General features: G+C 64.1%; 17 protein-coding genes. 2 read left to right on the top strand and 15 right to left on the bottom strand.

Annotated elements, in window-relative coordinates; all coding sequences use genetic code 11:
- From ABIB99_RS01640 to ABIB99_RS01570, 15 genes are all read right to left on the bottom strand, one after another.
- A complete protein-coding gene (locus ABIB99_RS01640; protein ID WP_354174564.1) occupies positions 1–1,005 on the bottom strand; it encodes a quinone oxidoreductase family protein in 1,005 nt (334 codons plus the stop codon).
- Positions 1,006–1,186: 181 nt separating this feature from the next.
- Positions 1,187–2,518: a phenylacetate--CoA ligase PaaK gene (gene paaK, locus ABIB99_RS01635; protein ID WP_354174561.1), complete on the bottom strand. Its 1,332-nt coding sequence runs from the start codon at positions 2,516–2,518 to the stop codon at positions 1,187–1,189.
- A gap of 46 nt (positions 2,519–2,564) precedes the next feature.
- Positions 2,565–3,014, bottom strand: coding sequence for a hydroxyphenylacetyl-CoA thioesterase PaaI (gene paaI, locus ABIB99_RS01630; protein ID WP_354174559.1), 450 nt, complete (start codon positions 3,012–3,014; stop codon positions 2,565–2,567).
- Between the two features lie 55 nt (positions 3,015–3,069).
- Positions 3,070–4,152 carry a 1,2-phenylacetyl-CoA epoxidase subunit PaaE gene (gene paaE / locus ABIB99_RS01625; protein ID WP_354174557.1) on the bottom strand — a complete coding sequence of 361 codons (1,083 nt, stop codon included), beginning with the start codon at positions 4,150–4,152 and terminating at the stop codon, positions 3,070–3,072.
- A gap of 2 nt (positions 4,153–4,154) precedes the next feature.
- A complete protein-coding gene (gene paaD, locus ABIB99_RS01620; RefSeq protein ID WP_354174555.1) occupies positions 4,155–4,658 on the bottom strand; it encodes a 1,2-phenylacetyl-CoA epoxidase subunit PaaD in 504 nt (167 codons plus the stop codon).
- The gene (gene paaC / locus ABIB99_RS01615) at positions 4,652–5,428 is read right to left on the bottom strand and encodes a 1,2-phenylacetyl-CoA epoxidase subunit PaaC (protein ID WP_063984731.1); all 777 of its coding nucleotides are present in this window, start codon (positions 5,426–5,428) and stop codon (positions 4,652–4,654) included. The genes paaD and paaC overlap by 7 nt, the downstream gene beginning before the upstream one ends.
- Positions 5,428–5,715: a 1,2-phenylacetyl-CoA epoxidase subunit PaaB gene (gene paaB / locus ABIB99_RS01610; protein ID WP_014496929.1), complete on the bottom strand. Its 288-nt coding sequence runs from the start codon at positions 5,713–5,715 to the stop codon at positions 5,428–5,430. Before paaB ends, paaC begins: the two co-directional genes overlap by 1 nt.
- A gap of 10 nt (positions 5,716–5,725) precedes the next feature.
- On the bottom strand, positions 5,726–6,718 hold the full coding sequence (gene paaA, locus ABIB99_RS01605; RefSeq protein WP_063986562.1) for a 1,2-phenylacetyl-CoA epoxidase subunit PaaA: 993 nt from the start codon (positions 6,716–6,718) through the stop codon (positions 5,726–5,728).
- A gap of 75 nt (positions 6,719–6,793) precedes the next feature.
- Entirely contained in the window at positions 6,794–7,660 is an 867-nt protein-coding gene (gene paaX, locus ABIB99_RS01600; RefSeq protein WP_063986563.1) for a phenylacetic acid degradation operon negative regulatory protein PaaX, read from the bottom strand.
- Positions 7,661–7,862: 202 nt separating this feature from the next.
- Positions 7,863–8,633, bottom strand: coding sequence for an esterase/lipase family protein (locus ABIB99_RS01595; RefSeq protein WP_063984732.1), 771 nt, complete (start codon positions 8,631–8,633; stop codon positions 7,863–7,865).
- Positions 8,634–8,834: 201 nt separating this feature from the next.
- Positions 8,835–10,121, bottom strand: a complete 1,287-nt coding sequence (locus ABIB99_RS01590) for a DUF445 domain-containing protein (protein WP_354174552.1) — start codon at positions 10,119–10,121, stop codon at positions 8,835–8,837.
- Between the two features lie 163 nt (positions 10,122–10,284).
- Positions 10,285–10,740 carry a phasin gene (locus ABIB99_RS01585; RefSeq protein ID WP_063984734.1) on the bottom strand — a complete coding sequence of 152 codons (456 nt, stop codon included), beginning with the start codon at positions 10,738–10,740 and terminating at the stop codon, positions 10,285–10,287.
- Between the two features lie 202 nt (positions 10,741–10,942).
- Positions 10,943–11,536: a GNAT family N-acetyltransferase gene (locus ABIB99_RS01580; RefSeq protein WP_063984735.1), complete on the bottom strand. Its 594-nt coding sequence runs from the start codon at positions 11,534–11,536 to the stop codon at positions 10,943–10,945.
- On the bottom strand, positions 11,533–12,615 hold the full coding sequence (locus tag ABIB99_RS01575; RefSeq protein WP_063984736.1) for a PHA/PHB synthase family protein: 1,083 nt from the start codon (positions 12,613–12,615) through the stop codon (positions 11,533–11,535). The genes ABIB99_RS01580 and ABIB99_RS01575 overlap by 4 nt, the downstream gene beginning before the upstream one ends.
- The gene (locus tag ABIB99_RS01570; RefSeq protein ID WP_063984737.1) at positions 12,612–12,995 is read right to left on the bottom strand and encodes a hypothetical protein; all 384 of its coding nucleotides are present in this window, start codon (positions 12,993–12,995) and stop codon (positions 12,612–12,614) included. Before ABIB99_RS01570 ends, ABIB99_RS01575 begins: the two co-directional genes overlap by 4 nt.
- A 164-nt stretch (positions 12,996–13,159) precedes the next feature.
- Here ABIB99_RS01570 and ABIB99_RS01565 point away from each other — a divergent pair, with 164 nt between their 5' ends.
- Positions 13,160–14,074 carry an alpha/beta fold hydrolase gene (locus ABIB99_RS01565; protein WP_063984738.1) on the top strand — a complete coding sequence of 305 codons (915 nt, stop codon included), beginning with the start codon at positions 13,160–13,162 and terminating at the stop codon, positions 14,072–14,074.
- Positions 14,075–14,198: 124 nt separating this feature from the next.
- Positions 14,199–14,663 (top strand): nuclear transport factor 2 family protein, encoded by a 465-nt coding sequence (locus tag ABIB99_RS01560; protein ID WP_063984739.1) that lies wholly within the window; start codon positions 14,199–14,201, stop codon positions 14,661–14,663.
- The last annotated feature ends 39 nt before the right edge of the window (positions 14,664–14,702 follow it).

Genomic DNA, 14,702 nt, shown 5'->3' with positions numbered 1-14,702 from the left:
TCAAGGCTTCAGGATCACGCGATCCCGCGACGAACCGGCGACCGCGACATGGGCCTCCTTGGCGCGCTCCAGCGGATAGACGGCATTCGCCTTGATCGGGAACGGTTTCAGGTGCCCGCTCGCAAAGCCGGGGCCGAGGTCGCGCAGCACCGCGCCGGTCGCGGCCGAGGACAGCCCGAGCGTGTCGATGCCGACATAGGTGTGTTGCCCGCGGTAGAATTCGAGGATGTTGAACTGCACGATGCGGTCGATCGCGGCGATCAGGATCTGGCGGCCGCGCAATCCGAGCGATTTGTGTGCGGCCTGGAAATAGGGATCGCCGACCGTGTTGAAGACGATGTCGGCCCCCTTGCCGCCGGTCAGTTCGCGCACGCGCGTGGCGGCATCGGTCGCCGAGGCGTCAATCGTCTCGATGGCTGCGTTGGCATGGCCCTCATAGGCTTCCGCCTTGCGCACCACGCCGATGACGCGCGCGCCCTGCCAGGTCGCGATCTGGACCGCGGCCTGACCGACCTTGCCGTTGACGCCGAACACCAGCACGGTTTCGCCGGGCTTCGGAATGCCGGCGCGGCGAAAGCCTTCCATTGCGGTGACGAAGGGCACGCCGATGCCGGCGGCCTCCTCCCAGGACACCGTCTTCGGCTTCTCCACCACGGCGTCAGCTTCGACGACGAGATGGCTGGCATGGGTGCCGTCACGGCGGATGCCGAGATCGCCGGAGGAGCCGAACACCTCGCGGCCGATCGTATCGGCCGGCCCGTCAATCACCACGCCAGCATAATCGCGGCCGGGCGTGCGGGGGAAGACTGCATAGGGCATCAGCCCGGTCGCGGCCTTCACATCGGACGGGTTGACGGCGGCGGCCTTGATCTCGATCAGGAGATCCTTCGGACCGCGCGTGAGCATATGACGCTCGATCAGCGGCGCGATCGCCGCAGCATTGTCGGCCTTGGCATTGAGGCGGACGCAGCGCGCTTCGACGGTTTTGCGATCGGCTGATGACATCGAAAGACCCACGATTTCTCGCGGGCCTTGTCGCCTTTGGGACCGGTCAAGTCAACCGCTTCCCCTCATCCTGAGGAGCCGCGCGAGCGGCGTTTTCGAAGGATGCAGGCCCGCGCTGCAGCATCCGGGCCTTCATGGTTCGAGACGCGCCTTCGGCGCTCCTCACCACGAGGAGCGACAGCTAGTCCTTCGGCCGCTTGTCGTAGAGGCGCTTGGCCTTGCCCAGCGAGCGCTCCAGCGTGGCCGGCGCGACCACGCGCACCTGGGAACTGATGCCGATGGTGTTCTTGATGTGGGTCGCGATGCGGTCGGCGTGATCGACTAGCCCCCGGCCGTCCCAGCTTTCCGGCCGCGCCTCGGCAATGATGGTCAGCTCGTCCATGCGGCCTTCGCGGGTGAGTTCAAGAATGAAATGCCCGCCGCACCAGTCGGTCGCGAGCAGCACCTCCTCGATCTGGGTCGGGAACAGATTGACACCGCGCAGGATGATCATGTCGTCCGAGCGGCCCGTTACCTTCTCCATTCGCCGCATGCCCGGCCGCGCCGTGCCCGGCAGCAGCCGCGTCAGGTCACGGGTGCGATAGCGGATCACCGGGAAGGCTTCCTTGGTCAGCGAGGTGAAGACCAGCTCGCCCTTCGCGCCGTCCGGCAGCACCACGCCAGTCTCCGGGTCGATCACCTCGGGATAAAAATGGTCCTCCCAGATGTGCAGGCCGTCCTTGGTCTCGATGCATTCCTGCGCAACGCCTGGACCGATCACCTCCGAGAGGCCATAGATGTCGGTCGCGTCCATGTCGAAGGCGTCCTCGATCTCGCCGCGCATCGCATTGGTCCAGGGCTCGGCGCCGAAGATGCCGACCTTGAGCGAGCATTGGCGCGGGTCGAGCTTCTGGCGCTTGAACTCGTCGAGGATCGCCAGCATGTAGCTCGGCGTCACCGTGATGATGTCGGGCCGGAAATCGTTGATGAGCTGCACCTGCCGCTCGGTCATGCCGCCGGAGATCGGCACCACGGTGCAACCAAGTTTTTCGGCGCCGTAGTGCACGCCCAATCCGCCGGTAAACAGGCCGTAGCCATAGGCGTTGTGGATGATCATGCCCGTGCGGCCGCCGGCGGCGCGGATCGAGCGCGCCATCACCTCCGACCAGGTATCGATGTCGCGTTGCGTATAGCCCACCACGATCGGCTTTCCCGTGGTGCCGGAGGAGGCATGCACGCGCACCAGCTTTTCGCGCGGCACGGCGAACATGTTGAAGGGATAATTGTCGCGCAGATCCGTCTTCACCGTGAACGGGAATTTCGCGAGATCGGAGAGTTCGCGAAAGTCGGACGGATGCACGCCGGCCTTGTCGAAGGCCTGGCGGTAATGCGCGACGTTGTCGTAGGCATGCTTCAGCGACCAGGCCAGCCGCTGCTTTTGCAGCGCCATGATCTCGTCACGTGACGCGCGCTCATGCGCGTCCATCTCGGCACGATAGGCGTTGCCACCTTCCTTGAGCCTCGTCAGAGCCATGCTCGTTTCCCCACATTGGTTGGTTCTTTTTATTGGTTGGTTCTTTTTATTGATCTTGCGTCGGCAGCCACGTGCCGGGAATGACACGCGAATGCCCCCGGAATTCCGCGATGACGGTGTCGCCAGCTGTCACGCGCACATCGTAAATGCCTGAGCGTCCGCCACGGCTGACCTCGCGCGCCCTTGCAACGAGGCGGTCACCAAGCTTGCCCGGCTTGATGAAGGTGATCTGGCCCTGTGCCGCCACGACACGTTCATTGTGCGAATTGCAGGCAAAGGCGAAGGCGGAATCGGCGAGCGTGAAGATGAAGCCGCCATGGGCGATGCGCTGGCCGTTGACCATGTCCGGCCGCACATTCATCGCCAGCATCGCGAAGCCCGGACCAATCTCGACGACCTCCATGCCGAGACCCTTGGAGGCATCATCCTCCGCCCACATCGCGTCGGCGCAGGCGCGGGCAATATCCTCGGGCAACAGGTTGGCTTTGACGCTCACGCGCTTCTCCCGGCCAAGTGTTTGGCCATAATGCTCTGCTGCCTGGCCATAACTGTCAAACGTGATCGTAATCGACGACGACCCGCTCCGACGACGGCTTTGCCTGGCAGGTCAGGACGAAGCCGGCCTTCAACTCCCAGGGCTCCAGCGAATAGTTGATGTCCATCGGCGCCTCGCCCTCGACCAGCTTGGCGCGGCAGGTCGAGCACATGCCGCCCTTGCAGGCGAAGGGCAGATCGACGCCGGCGCGCAGCGCGGCATCGAGGATCGCCTCATCCTCGGCGACCGGCACGTCGCGGCGCTTGCCGTCGATGATCAGCGAGGCGATCGCCTTTGGCGGCGCGTCGGGCGCAACGGCCTTCTTCGGCCGCGGCTTGCCGCCGAATTCGGAGACGAAGCGCTCCACGTGGATGCGCTCCTCCGCGATGCCGAGATCCCTGCAGGTCGCCTCGATATCCTCGCTCATGCCTGATGGACCGCAAATGAAGACATGATCGACACTCGCGGCCGGCACCAGGGAGCGCAGCAGCACCTTCACCTTGTCGCCGTCGAGCCGGCCATGCAGGATCGGGATGTCCTGCTCTTCGCCGGAGATGACGTGGAAGATCGAGAGGCGATCGATGAAGCGGTCCTTCAGCTCCTCGAGTGCCTCCAGGAACATGATGTTGTCGGTGGCGCGGTTGCCGTAGAACAGGAAGAAGCGGCTGTCCGGCTCGCGCGCGAGCACGCCCTTGACGATCGACAGGATCGGCGTGATGCCGGAGCCTGCGGCTAAGCCGACATGGATGCGTCCGCCATCTGCCGGCGGGATCACGCCGAAGCGTCCGGTTGGCGTCATGACGTCGAGCTCGTCGCCGCATTTGAGTTCATCCGCCGCCCAGTTCGAAAATGCTCCGCCGTCAATCTTCTTCACGGCAATGCGGATCTCGCCATCGTCAGGACCCGAGCAGATCGAATAGGAGCGCCGGACTTCCTCGCCATCCAGCATGGTGCGGAGCGTGAGGTACTGGCCGGGCGCGAAAGCGTAGTCGCCCGCGAGTTCGCCGGGGACCGCGAAGGTCATCGACACAGCGTCGGCCGCCTCGCGGCGGAGGTCGTTGACGGTCAGGCGATGAAAGCGCGGTGCGGCTGCGGACATGGTCAATGACACTTGAAATAATCGAAGGGTTCGCGGCAGGCCTTGCAGCGCCAGAGCGCCTTGCAGGAGGTCGAGCCGAACTCGGACAGCAGCTCGGTCTTGTCAGAGCCGCATTGCGGGCACGCGACGGCCTGCTCGCCGAACAGCGCGCGGCGTGAGCTGGAGGCTTGCGGCGGCGCGATGCCGTAGGCGTGCAGCTTCCGGCGCCCCTCCTCGCTCATCCAGTCGGTGGTCCATGCCGGCGACAGCACGGTGCGCACTTTCGGCTGGCGAAAACCGGCGCGTTCCAACGCAAGCTCGATTTCGAACGCGATCATGTTCATGGCCGGGCAGCCCGAATAGGTCGGGGTGATCGCGACCTCGACATGATCGCCGTCGAGCTCGACGTCGCGGAGCACGCCGAGATCGGCGATGGTCAGCACCGGGATTTCAGGGTCAACGACGCTCGCCGCGGCATCCCAGGCGCGCCGGCGCAGCTCGCTGTCGCGCTCGAGCACCGTCACCATGTCTGCCCCGGAAATGTACGCTGCATCGACTGAAGCTCGGACAGGAGATGACCGAGATGCTCGCTGTGGCGGCCCACGCGGCCGCCCTGCTGCATCCAGTCATTCTGCGGCAGCCTGAGCGTTGCTTCACCAACGACGTCAGACAACGTTGTCAGCCAGCGGCCGCGCAAGGTGCCGGGATCCACAGCGATGCCGGCATGGATCAAAGCGCGTTCGCCTTCGTCGACGGCAAACATCTCTCCGGTGAAGGCCCAGAGATGATCGATCGCGGCCTGCGCCCTGGCGTGACTCTCGCCGGTACCGTCGCCAAGCCGAATGATCCATTCCGAGGCGTGGCGCAGATGATAAGCGCTCTCCTTCTCGGACTTGGCGGCAATGGCCGCGAGCGTCGTATCGCGCGAATTCATCATCGCGCGCCAATAGAGGTCGGCGAAGGCGGAATAGAAGAACTGCCGCACCAGGGTCTGGGCAAAGTCGCCATTCGGCTGTTCGACCAGCAGCAGGTTGCGGTACTGCCTGACGTCGCGCAAATAGGCGAGCTTGTCCTCGTTGTTGTCCTTGCCTTCGGCTTTGGCTGCGTAGGTGTAGAGTTCACGCGCCTGGCCGATCAGATCGAGCGCGATGTTGGAGAGCGCCATGTCCTCTTCCAGCATCGGCGCATGTCCGCACCATTCCGACAGACGATGACCGAGAATCAGCGCATCGTCGGCGCGGCGCAACGCGTAGAGCACCAGCGGCGTTTCGGAGACCTGGATGTTGGCCACAAGCATCACATGTGCCCCACTTCCTCAGGCACCTCGTAGAACGTCGGATGCCGGTAGATCTTCGATTCCGCTGGCTCGAACATCATGCCCTTCTCGGCGGGATCGCTCGCGGTGATCGCGGTCGACGGCACGACCCAGATCGACAGGCCCTCGCCGCGGCGGGTGTAGATGTCGCGCGCGGCCTGCAGGGCCATGGTGGCGTCATTCGCATGCAGCGAGCCGACATGCTTGTGCGCGAGCCCGTTGCGGCTGCGAATGAAGACTTCCCACAGCGGTGTGTTCGGCGTGGCCATCGTGATCTCCTTATTCCGCGGCTTGTGCGGTCTGACGCTGCGCGCGCTTTGCGGCATAGCTAGCTGCCGCCTCGCGCACCCAGGCGCCCTCATCGTGCGCCTTGCGACGCGCGGCAAGCCGATCGCGGTTGCACGGGCCGTTGCCGGCGAGCACCTGCTTGAATTCGGTCCAGTCGATCTCGCTGTAGCGCCAGTGCCCTTCGGCGTCCCGCGTCATGCCGGGATCGGGGATGGCGAGGCCGAGATATTGCGCCTGCGGCACGGTGGCATCGACGAACTTCTGGCGCAGCTCGTCATTGGAGAAGCGCTTGATCTTCCACTTCGTCGATGTGTCGCTGTGCTGGCTCGTCGCATCGGGCGGACCGAACATCATCAGCACCGGCCACCACCAGCGGTTCAGCGCGTCCTGCGCCATCGCCTTCTGCTCATCCGAGCCGCGGCACAGCGTCAGCATGATCTCGTAGCCCTGGCGCTGGTGGAAGGACTCCTCCTTGCAGACGCGGATCATCGCGCGTGCGTACGGGCCATAGGAGCAACGACACAGCGGGATCTGGTTCATGATCGCGGCGCCGTCGACCAGCCAGCCGATGGTGCCGATGTCGGCCCAGGTCAGCGTCGGATAATTGAAGATCGAGGAATATTTGGCCTTGCCGGTGAGCATCGCGTCGACCAGCTCTTCGCGCGACGTACCGAGCGTCTCGGCGGCGGCATAGAGATAGAGCCCGTGGCCGCACTCGTCCTGCACCTTGGCCAGCAGCGCCGCCTTGCGGCGCAAGGTCGGCGCGCGCGTGATCCAGTTGCCCTCAGGCAGCATGCCGACGATTTCGGAATGGGCGTGCTGGGAGATCTGGCGGGTGAGCGTCTTGCGATAGGCCGCCGGCATCCAGTCGTTCGGCTCGATGCGCTCCTCGGCATCAATGCGGGCCTGGAACTGCGCAGCCTTCGCCGCATCCTCGAGACCGCGATCGTCAGTCTCGGCCGTATTCAGCGCCTGGGTATACATGCGCATCCACCCGTTTATTGGGAGGCAATATATAACAAAAATTACGTCATGCAAGATATTTCTGTAACATATAAATCAGGCCTCGAACCGCCGCTCCAGGAGCTTTCGAGCCGGCGGCAGTGGCCCCTTCTCATTGGTTCCATGGCTATCAAGCCATTGTTCCGACGGCGCAAGCAGCGCGCGATAGACCTCGCCGCAGAGTTCACGTGCTGCCCTGCCGGGCCAGTCGCCCGGCAGCAAGCTCTCGGGCAGCAGCGGATCGCGCAACACAACACGGCGGTAATAGTGGATCAGCAGGATGCGCGCGGTGAAGGCGTCGGCCTCGGACAGATCCGCACCGCGCGCGATAGCGGCACGGAGCGGCTCGAACGTCTTCATGAATTTCAGATAGGCGTCTGCGGTGCGGTCCAGCGGCCAGCTCGCGCTGAGCAGACGGCGCCCGCTGTCATCCTCAGCCGAGACTTCGAGACGGATTGCCCCGCCAGCCTCGTCCGGCACCGGCACACCTGATGGCGCGACCCACACGCCGGGCAGCGGACTGCCGAAGCCGGCGTTGCGCAGCGCTTCGCGCGAGACGTCGCGATCCTCCCCGTTGCCGATCAGGAGCAGCTCGAAACGCCCGGTCCAGTCCGACGATGGCGGATCGTAGATGTGGCGCGTGGCGGCCTCGAAGGTCTGACTTCCTTTATCGGCCAGGCGATAAAAACTGTTCCGGCCAACCTTTTCGCGTGTCAGCCAGCCATCGGCAGCAAGGCGTGACATCGCGGTGCGCACCACGCCGCTATCGATGTCCACACTCTCGAAGAACTCCAACAGCGTGCCGAGCCACACCGAGCCGCCGCGCGGCACGATCGCGTCGCCAAACACGGTGATGACGATGGAGCCCGTGCGTGACGGCTCACGCTTGAGCTGGTCGATGATGCGGGACAATGGATGCGCCATGCGCGAGGCATAGCGCGTTTGGTGCGGGCGCGACAATGGACGGGAGCTACAATCAAAGCGAGAGCCGGGCTCGATCCTTCGAGACGGCCCTTCGCGCCTCCTCAGGATGAGGTCTGATCGCTTTCGCGCCGCATCACTAGCTCTCAGTCCTCATGGTGAGGAGCGCGGCAAAGCCGCGCGTCTCGAACCATGCAGGCCGCGCTTACCGATGCGGATCGGGATAGACCATGCTGCGCCAGCCGCTGCGGTCGAACGGCCGCCACTGGCCTTCCTTCTGCGCGAGGCGGTCGGCGACCGCATAGACGGCGGCGGGATGATGGCCCATGCCGCAATGGCTGCTCTCGACCTCGATGCTCTCGGTCTGCGCGCCCGTCTTCTCCATACAGCCCTGCCAGGCGCAGACGCCGTCGGTGCGGCTGAAGATGGCGGTGGTCGGCACCGGCGGCGGGACGGCGAGCTCGCCGCCGAACTGCGGATCGACCTCGTCGGACTTCCGGCCGCTCGCCCATTCATAGACGCGCCAGGCATTGGTCGAACGGGGATCGCCCGCGAAGGGGCTGCCGAGCGTGATCACCTGGCGCACGCGCGCCGGCATCATCTTGGCGAGCTGGCGCGCATAGAGGCCGCCGAGGCTCCAGCCGACCAGACTGATCCTGCGGCCATGCTTGTCGCTGAGCTCCTGCACGAGATCGACCATCGCATGCTGCACGCCCTCGCGCAGGCCGTAGTTGCGGCCCTGGCGCCAGCCGCTTGCCGCGTAGCCCTTGCTGGTCAGAAAGGAGCGCAGCGCGCGCGTCGACGCGTCGGAGGCCACGAGGCCCGGGAACACCAGCACCGGATGCCCATCGCCGCGGGGCGCGAGGCTCAGCAGCGGCAGCGCGCCGAGGAATGCGCCGAACTCGTGGATCGCGCGCCCTTCCAGGAACATCAAGGTACGGGACGGCGGACGCAGCGTCTGGGCAGTAGCGGTCATCAATGGTCCCCTGGGCAGAATTGCTGAAAAGGCTACCGGTTGCGATGCCGGCAAATGGGTACGAATTCCAACAGTCCGGCTTCTCGAACGTTCCGCAACGCAGCATGAATCAGCTAGGCGGCCGGTTCCAGACATTCAAGCGGGTGAAGCCCAAGGCGACAATAGGCCCGCAGGTGAATGCCAGCGTCCGTGACGCAAAAGTCACAACCATCGAAGCAGGAATTCTACGGAGTAGAGCGCAAGACCTGCGAGCCCGCCGATCAACGAACCGTTGAAGCGGATGTATTGCAGGTCGCGGCCGATGTTGATTTCAATCAGCGAAATCAACTGCGCCATATCCCACGCCTTGACCTGGTCGGAAATGAAGGTCGAGACGCCGCTCTTCTGATCCGCAACGAAGCTGCGCAGCACCGCCACCAGGCCCTTGTTGATCTCGCCGCGGAGCTCGGCATCGCCGGCGAGCGCCTCACCCGCGGCGACGAACATGCCGGCGAGATGATGCTGCAGTACCTGCGTCTCGCCGCTTGCGCTGCGCTCGATGAAGGAGCGCATGTTGGTCCAGACGGTCCGGGCGAGATCGGCAAGCTCGGGCCGGGCGAGCAGATCGCGCTTCAATCCGTCGATACGATCGATATAGGCCTGATCGGTGCCGAGCCGATCGACGAAGCCCAGCACCATGCGATCGAACTCGCCGCGAAACGGATGTTTGGGATCGCTGCGCACCTCGTTGAAAAAAGCCGTGGCGGACGCCACGATCTTGTTCACCAGAAACTTGTCGGCGCGATAGAGCCTGAGCAGGGTCGGCAACTCCGCGCGCACCTTCTCGCGGATCATCGCCATCGTCTCGGTCTGGTTCAGCGTCTCGTGCATCACGCGCAGGAGATCATCGAACAGGATCTGATGCCGCCCTTCCGCGACGAAGCCGCGCAGCGTGCCGGCCGCGAGCGGCGCAAGGTCGATCGCCTGGAGCTGCGAGGACATGCGGCGAATGATGAAGGTCATCAGACCCGAGCTTTCCGTCGCGGAGACGGCCTCCGGCAGCAGGCGCAGCGCGAAACGCGCGAGATCATCGCTGCGCTTGCGGTCGCGCAGCCAGTCGGCGACGAAGGAGCCGAAATCGATCTCCCTCAGCTTGGCCTCGACGGGGCGGGCCTCGAGGAAATGCACCTGGATGAACTCGCCGAGCTTGTCGGCGATGCGGGCCTGATTGCTCTGGATGATCGCGGTGTGCGGGATCGGCAGGCCGAGCGGCCGCTTGAACAGCGCGACCACCGCGTACCAGTCGGCGAGCCCGCCGATGGTCGCGGCTTCTGCGAAGGCCGCGATGAAGCCGAACACGGGATGCACTGGCAGAAGCCATTTCGCAACGACGAACAGGGCAAGCGTCGAGGCCAGCACCAGCGTCGCCAGTGCTTTGACGCGGCGAAGCTCCGCCGCGCGTTCGGCGTCACCGGGGGTGTCGAAGGAGAAGGTAGCGGGCGGGGTCATCACTGCATCACCCTACTCGTCATTGCGAGCGAAGCGAAGCAATCCAGAGTCTTTCCACGGAGACGGACTGGATTGCTTCGCTTCGCTCGCAATGACGGCAGCGCAAAAAACAAAGGCCCGCCGAAGCGGGCCTCAAATTTCAGTTTGTACTCAGGGTGCCGTATCAAGCGGTCTTGGTGTAGACCTTGGCAAAGTTGTCCTGAGCGGACTTCGCACCGTTGGCAGCGAGCTTGCCGACATAGTCGGCGGTCGCCTTGGCGCGCGAGACGAAAACTTCGCCGCGGGCGCGGAGCAGGCTCGACTGGATCTCGACGGCTTCGCTGATCGACTTGGCGGACGCGAGCTTGTCGATGCCCGCGAAGAACGCCTCGGCGTCCTCGTAGATCGCCTGCTGGATGTTGCGGCTGATCTTGCCGGCCTCGGTGACGGACTCGGTCACCGCGTTCTCGACGGCGGCGGTCACGCGCTCGGAGCCAGCGAACACCTCGGCAGCACGGTCCTTGGCGGTGTTGGCGGACTTCTTGACGAACTCGCGGGCGGCCTCGGGAACTTCCAGGTTCTGGATGTTCTTGAAAGCGTCCTTGAAGCCCTCGAAGGCAGTGTTGGTTTCGGTGGTCATGGGGTTCTCTCCATCCTCATTGGGTTGAGCTATGGGCTCACCCCGTCCTCATTGGCCCGGGGCACGGCTTATATGACATAATTAATGGTGCGATGCAATATTCGTATTGCACTGCGATACCACGAAATCGTGAACAGCCTTAATGGGAGGCAATTTGGCGCCTCCCTAGCCAGTTGGGTTCCCGGAAGGCGAGACGGCCGCCCTAATGCTGGACGGCTCCCGGCAAGCCATAGGCCTCCATCTGGGCCTGGACCTGTGCGATGTTGTGGCCGAGCACGACAATGTCGTGGGTCTTGCCGTCGACGTCCCGGACATGGTCCCGCAGCAGCGCCTCGGCCTTGAAGCCGAGGCTCTCGAACAGGGCGATCGCCGCCTGCTGGTCGACCGTCATCTGGACCGAAAGCTTTTCCAGGCCGGCGCCGAGCGCGAGCGCAAAGGTCTCCTGCGAGAGCGCCCGCCCGACCCCCTTCCCGCGCACGTCGAGGGAAACAACCATCCGGATCTCGCCGACATGGGGCGACCAGGAATGCGGATCGCGCACCAGCGTGCCGCAGCCGACGACCTTGGCGTCCCTGACCGCGAGCAGGCTGGTAATCGCGCCGCGCTCGATCTCCTTGACCCAGGCCGAGAGCACCTTCGGCTCGCTGATGTTGCGCGGCAGGAACAACAGATCATGGGTCGGCAGGCCCTTGCCGAAGGCCAGCATCGCGGCCTCGTCCGCAGGCGACATCAGGCGGATCTCGATATCGCCAGCGTCGGTCTTGACCTGACGCGGATAGGAACGCTGCTCACTCATGTCGATCTCTTCCCCAGCCAGGTATCCAGTTTCGGCCACAGCCGCTTCACCGCATTGGCGCCGGCGACCAGCGAGACGTGACCGCCCTTCAGCATCACCTCTTCCTTGTCCTCGGACCCGATCTTGGCGATCAGGTGTTTTGCGGCCTCATACGGCACGATGTGATCGTGCTCCGCGACCGCGTGCAGGAACGGCACCTTGATGTCTTCGAGCTTCGCCGCGCGGCCGCCGACCGACATGGTGTCGTTGAACAGCTTGTTGTCCCACATCAGGTCCTTGGTGATGGTGCGGAAATATTCGCCCGCCAGCGGCAGCGTGTCGGTCGCCCAGCGGTCGAACATCCGGTACGATTTCACGAACTCGTCGTTCCAGATGTTTTCCCAGAGCTGGATCTGGCTCACCGTGCGCGAGGCCGGGCGCAGCATCTCGAACGAGGACAGGATCATCTCCGGCGGCACGTTGCCGACGCTGTCGACGAGGCGGTCGACGTCGAAATAACGCCGGTCGGAGAAATTCGAGAACAGCTTCATCTCGCGAAAGTCGATCGGCGTGGTGAAGCAGATCAGGTTCTTCATCGGCCCGTCCTTGTGGATCGAGCCATAGAGCAGGGACAGCACGCCGCCGAAGCAATAGCCGATCACGGAGACGTCCTGCTCGCCGGAATCGGCCTGCACGCGGCGGACGCAATCCGGGATGAAGTCGAGGACATAGTCCTCCATGCGCAGGCTCTTCTCCTCCGGCCGCGGCGCGCTCCAGTCCAGCATGTAGACGTCGTAGCCGCGCTTGAGCAGGAACTCGATGAAGCTCTGACCAGGCACGAGATCGAGGATGTAGCCACGATTGGTGGTCGCCATCACGATCAAGACCGGTACGCGGTAGATCTCGTCGGACATCGGCCGGTAGTGATAGAGGCTCATGGTGCCGCGCGAATGCAGCACGTCCTTCGGCGTCGAGCCGAGCGAAGGGCCCGAAGTCGAAAAATATTCGACGCCCTTGATGCTGCGCTGGATGGCGCGCTGCACCTCGGACTGGATGCGATCAGGGAGCGATGCGAAATCTAGTCCGGTGGCTGCATTCATGTCTGCTCTCCGCCCTCGGACGGCGGGCGCTTGGTGCGCGGCGGTCGCAATGCCGTATCGGAGCCCTGAGATACGCCGGAACGTGCCGCCATCTGGCTCAGCATCCACTTGATCTCACCGATCTGGCCTTCGATGGCTTGCAACCTTTCGGCAAGGCCAGTGACCTGATCGCGGCTGGGCAGGTTCATGGAGACCAGATATTTTTCCATGAGCTCGCCGAGTTGCTTCTGAGCACCTGCAGCAACTCCTCCCGCGCGGTTCATCGCCTGTGAAAACTCGGGCGACGACATGGCCTGGTTGGCGAAGGAGTTGAACCCCTTCTCCATCTCACCAACCATCTTCTGCCACATGGCGACCGGGTCATTGGTCTTGTCGGTCATCGGCGTCCTCCTGATATCGAGAGCTGCGATGCCCTTCTTTTTTCGCCATACCACACCGTTGCGAGGGAGCGGTCAACCGGCAGGTCGCGCGGTGCGGCGCACACGGCTTCTTTGCGGCGGCAAACCGTGCGATACAGCATCGATCAGCAGGAGGGAACGCGCCCGTGACCACCCATCAGCCGCCCCAGACCATCCGCGCCAACGGCATCGACATCTGCTACGAGATCTTTGGCAACGACAATGCCGAGCCGCTGCTGCTGATCATGGGGCTCGGGGCGCAGATGATCCACTGGGACGATGCGTTCTGCGAGCAGCTCGCCGTGCATGGGTTTCGCGTGATCCGCTTCGACAATCGCGACATCGGCAAGTCGAGCCATCTGACGGGCGGTAAACGCCTGACGCCACTCGAGCTGTTGAAGCTGCGCTTTCTCAGGATTCCCGTGGCCGCGACCTACAAGCTGATCGACATGGCGAAGGACACGGTCGGCCTGATGGATGCGCTCGGCATCAAGTCGGCGCATCTGGTTGGCGCCTCGATGGGCGGCATGATCGCGCAGGAGGTGACGCTGTCGTTTCCAGAGCGCGTGCGCTCGCTGACCTCGATCATGTCGACGACAGGCAATCCGCGTGTGCCGCCGCCGACACGCGAGGCCTCCGCGATGCTGATGGCGCCGCCGCCACGCAGCAAGGAGGAGTTCATCGTCCGCTTCGGCGAGACCTGGAAGGTGCTGCGCGCCGGGTCCTTTCCGGAAGAGGAAGCGCTCGACCCCGATCGTGCCGAGCGCGTCTTCGCACGCGGCCTCAATCCGGCCGGCGTCGGCCGGCAGCTCCGCGCCGTACTCGCCTCCGGCAGCCGCAAGGAGCGGCTGCGTGGCGTGAAAACACCGACGCTGGTCATTCACGGCACCGTCGATCCGCTGGTGCGGCCCGAAGGCGGCAAGGACACCGCAGAGTCGATTCCCGGCGCAAAGCTATTGATGATCGACGGCATGGGCCATGCGCTGCCGATGCGCTTCTGGCCCGACATCATCCGCGCCATCGACAAACACGCTCATGGGGCGGCGGCGCAGGCGGCGTAGACGCGACCGGTCTCCTCGCGGTGACCATGTGAGCTTCCGGTTACTCTCTTAACGCGAGCCGGGGCGAAAGCTATACAGGCCTTCCTCAATCGCAAGACAGAGGCTGCGGCCTCTCGGAGCTCACATGCATCTCATCGTCCGGTCCGTCGCAATGATTGCGGCTTCCATTCTCATGCTGTCCCTCGGCAACGGCGCTGCGCTGGCCGCCAGCGCGCAGGAAGAAGCCAACCGCGCCGCCGTACTGGCCTTCTACGAGAAGGGCCTTAACCAAAAGGACGCCGACGCCGCCCTCGCCTATGTCGGCAACCGTTATGTCCAGCACAATCCGAACGCGCCCGATGGTCCGGACGGTTTTCGCAAGTTCATCGGCTTCCTGCGCGAAAAGTTCCCGAGCTCGCACAGCGAGGTCAAGCGCTCATTCGTCGACGGCGACTTTGTCATCCTGCACGTCCACTCCGTTCGCGAGCCCGGCAGCAGGGGCCGCGCGATCGTGGATATCTTCAAGCTGGAAAACGGCAAGATCGTCGAACACTGGGACGTTGTTCAGGACATCCCGGAAAATCCGGCGAACAACAATACGATGTTCTAGAGCCGTAGCCCGGATGAAGCGCAGCGTAATCCGGGACCA

This window comes from Bradyrhizobium sp. LA6.1, assembly GCF_040547805.1.
GTDB classification, from domain to species: Bacteria; Pseudomonadota; Alphaproteobacteria; order Rhizobiales; family Xanthobacteraceae; genus Bradyrhizobium; species Bradyrhizobium barranii.
This window is presented reverse-complemented; position numbering and strand designations above follow the sequence as displayed.

Bases quoted from the DNA above. Each gene is read 5' to 3' on its own strand.
- ABIB99_RS01640 (WP_354174564.1), bottom strand. From the start codon at position 1,005: ATGTCATCAGCCGATCGCAAAACCGTCGAAGCGCGCTGCGTCCGCCTC.
- paaK (WP_354174561.1), bottom strand. From the start codon at position 2,518: ATGGCTCTGACGAGGCTCAAGGAAGGTGGCAACGCCTATCGTGCCGAG.
- paaE (WP_354174557.1), bottom strand. From the start codon at position 4,152: ATGTCCGCAGCCGCACCGCGCTTTCATCGCCTGACCGTCAACGACCTC.
- paaD (WP_354174555.1), bottom strand. From the start codon at position 4,658: ATGGTGACGGTGCTCGAGCGCGACAGCGAGCTGCGCCGGCGCGCCTGG.
- paaC (WP_063984731.1), bottom strand. From the start codon at position 5,428: ATGCTTGTGGCCAACATCCAGGTCTCCGAAACGCCGCTGGTGCTCTAC.
- paaB (WP_014496929.1), bottom strand. From the start codon at position 5,715: ATGGCCACGCCGAACACACCGCTGTGGGAAGTCTTCATTCGCAGCCGC.
- paaA (WP_063986562.1), bottom strand. From the start codon at position 6,718: ATGTATACCCAGGCGCTGAATACGGCCGAGACTGACGATCGCGGTCTC.
- paaX (WP_063986563.1), bottom strand. From the start codon at position 7,660: ATGGCGCATCCATTGTCCCGCATCATCGACCAGCTCAAGCGTGAGCCG.
- ABIB99_RS01595 (WP_063984732.1), bottom strand. From the start codon at position 8,633: ATGACCGCTACTGCCCAGACGCTGCGTCCGCCGTCCCGTACCTTGATG.
- ABIB99_RS01590 (WP_354174552.1), bottom strand. From the start codon at position 10,121: ATGACCCCGCCCGCTACCTTCTCCTTCGACACCCCCGGTGACGCCGAA.
- ABIB99_RS01585 (WP_063984734.1), bottom strand. From the start codon at position 10,740: ATGACCACCGAAACCAACACTGCCTTCGAGGGCTTCAAGGACGCTTTC.
- ABIB99_RS01580 (WP_063984735.1), bottom strand. From the start codon at position 11,536: ATGAGTGAGCAGCGTTCCTATCCGCGTCAGGTCAAGACCGACGCTGGC.
- ABIB99_RS01575 (WP_063984736.1), bottom strand. From the start codon at position 12,615: ATGAATGCAGCCACCGGACTAGATTTCGCATCGCTCCCTGATCGCATC.
- ABIB99_RS01570 (WP_063984737.1), bottom strand. From the start codon at position 12,995: ATGACCGACAAGACCAATGACCCGGTCGCCATGTGGCAGAAGATGGTT.
- ABIB99_RS01560 (WP_063984739.1), top strand. From the start codon at position 14,199: ATGCATCTCATCGTCCGGTCCGTCGCAATGATTGCGGCTTCCATTCTC.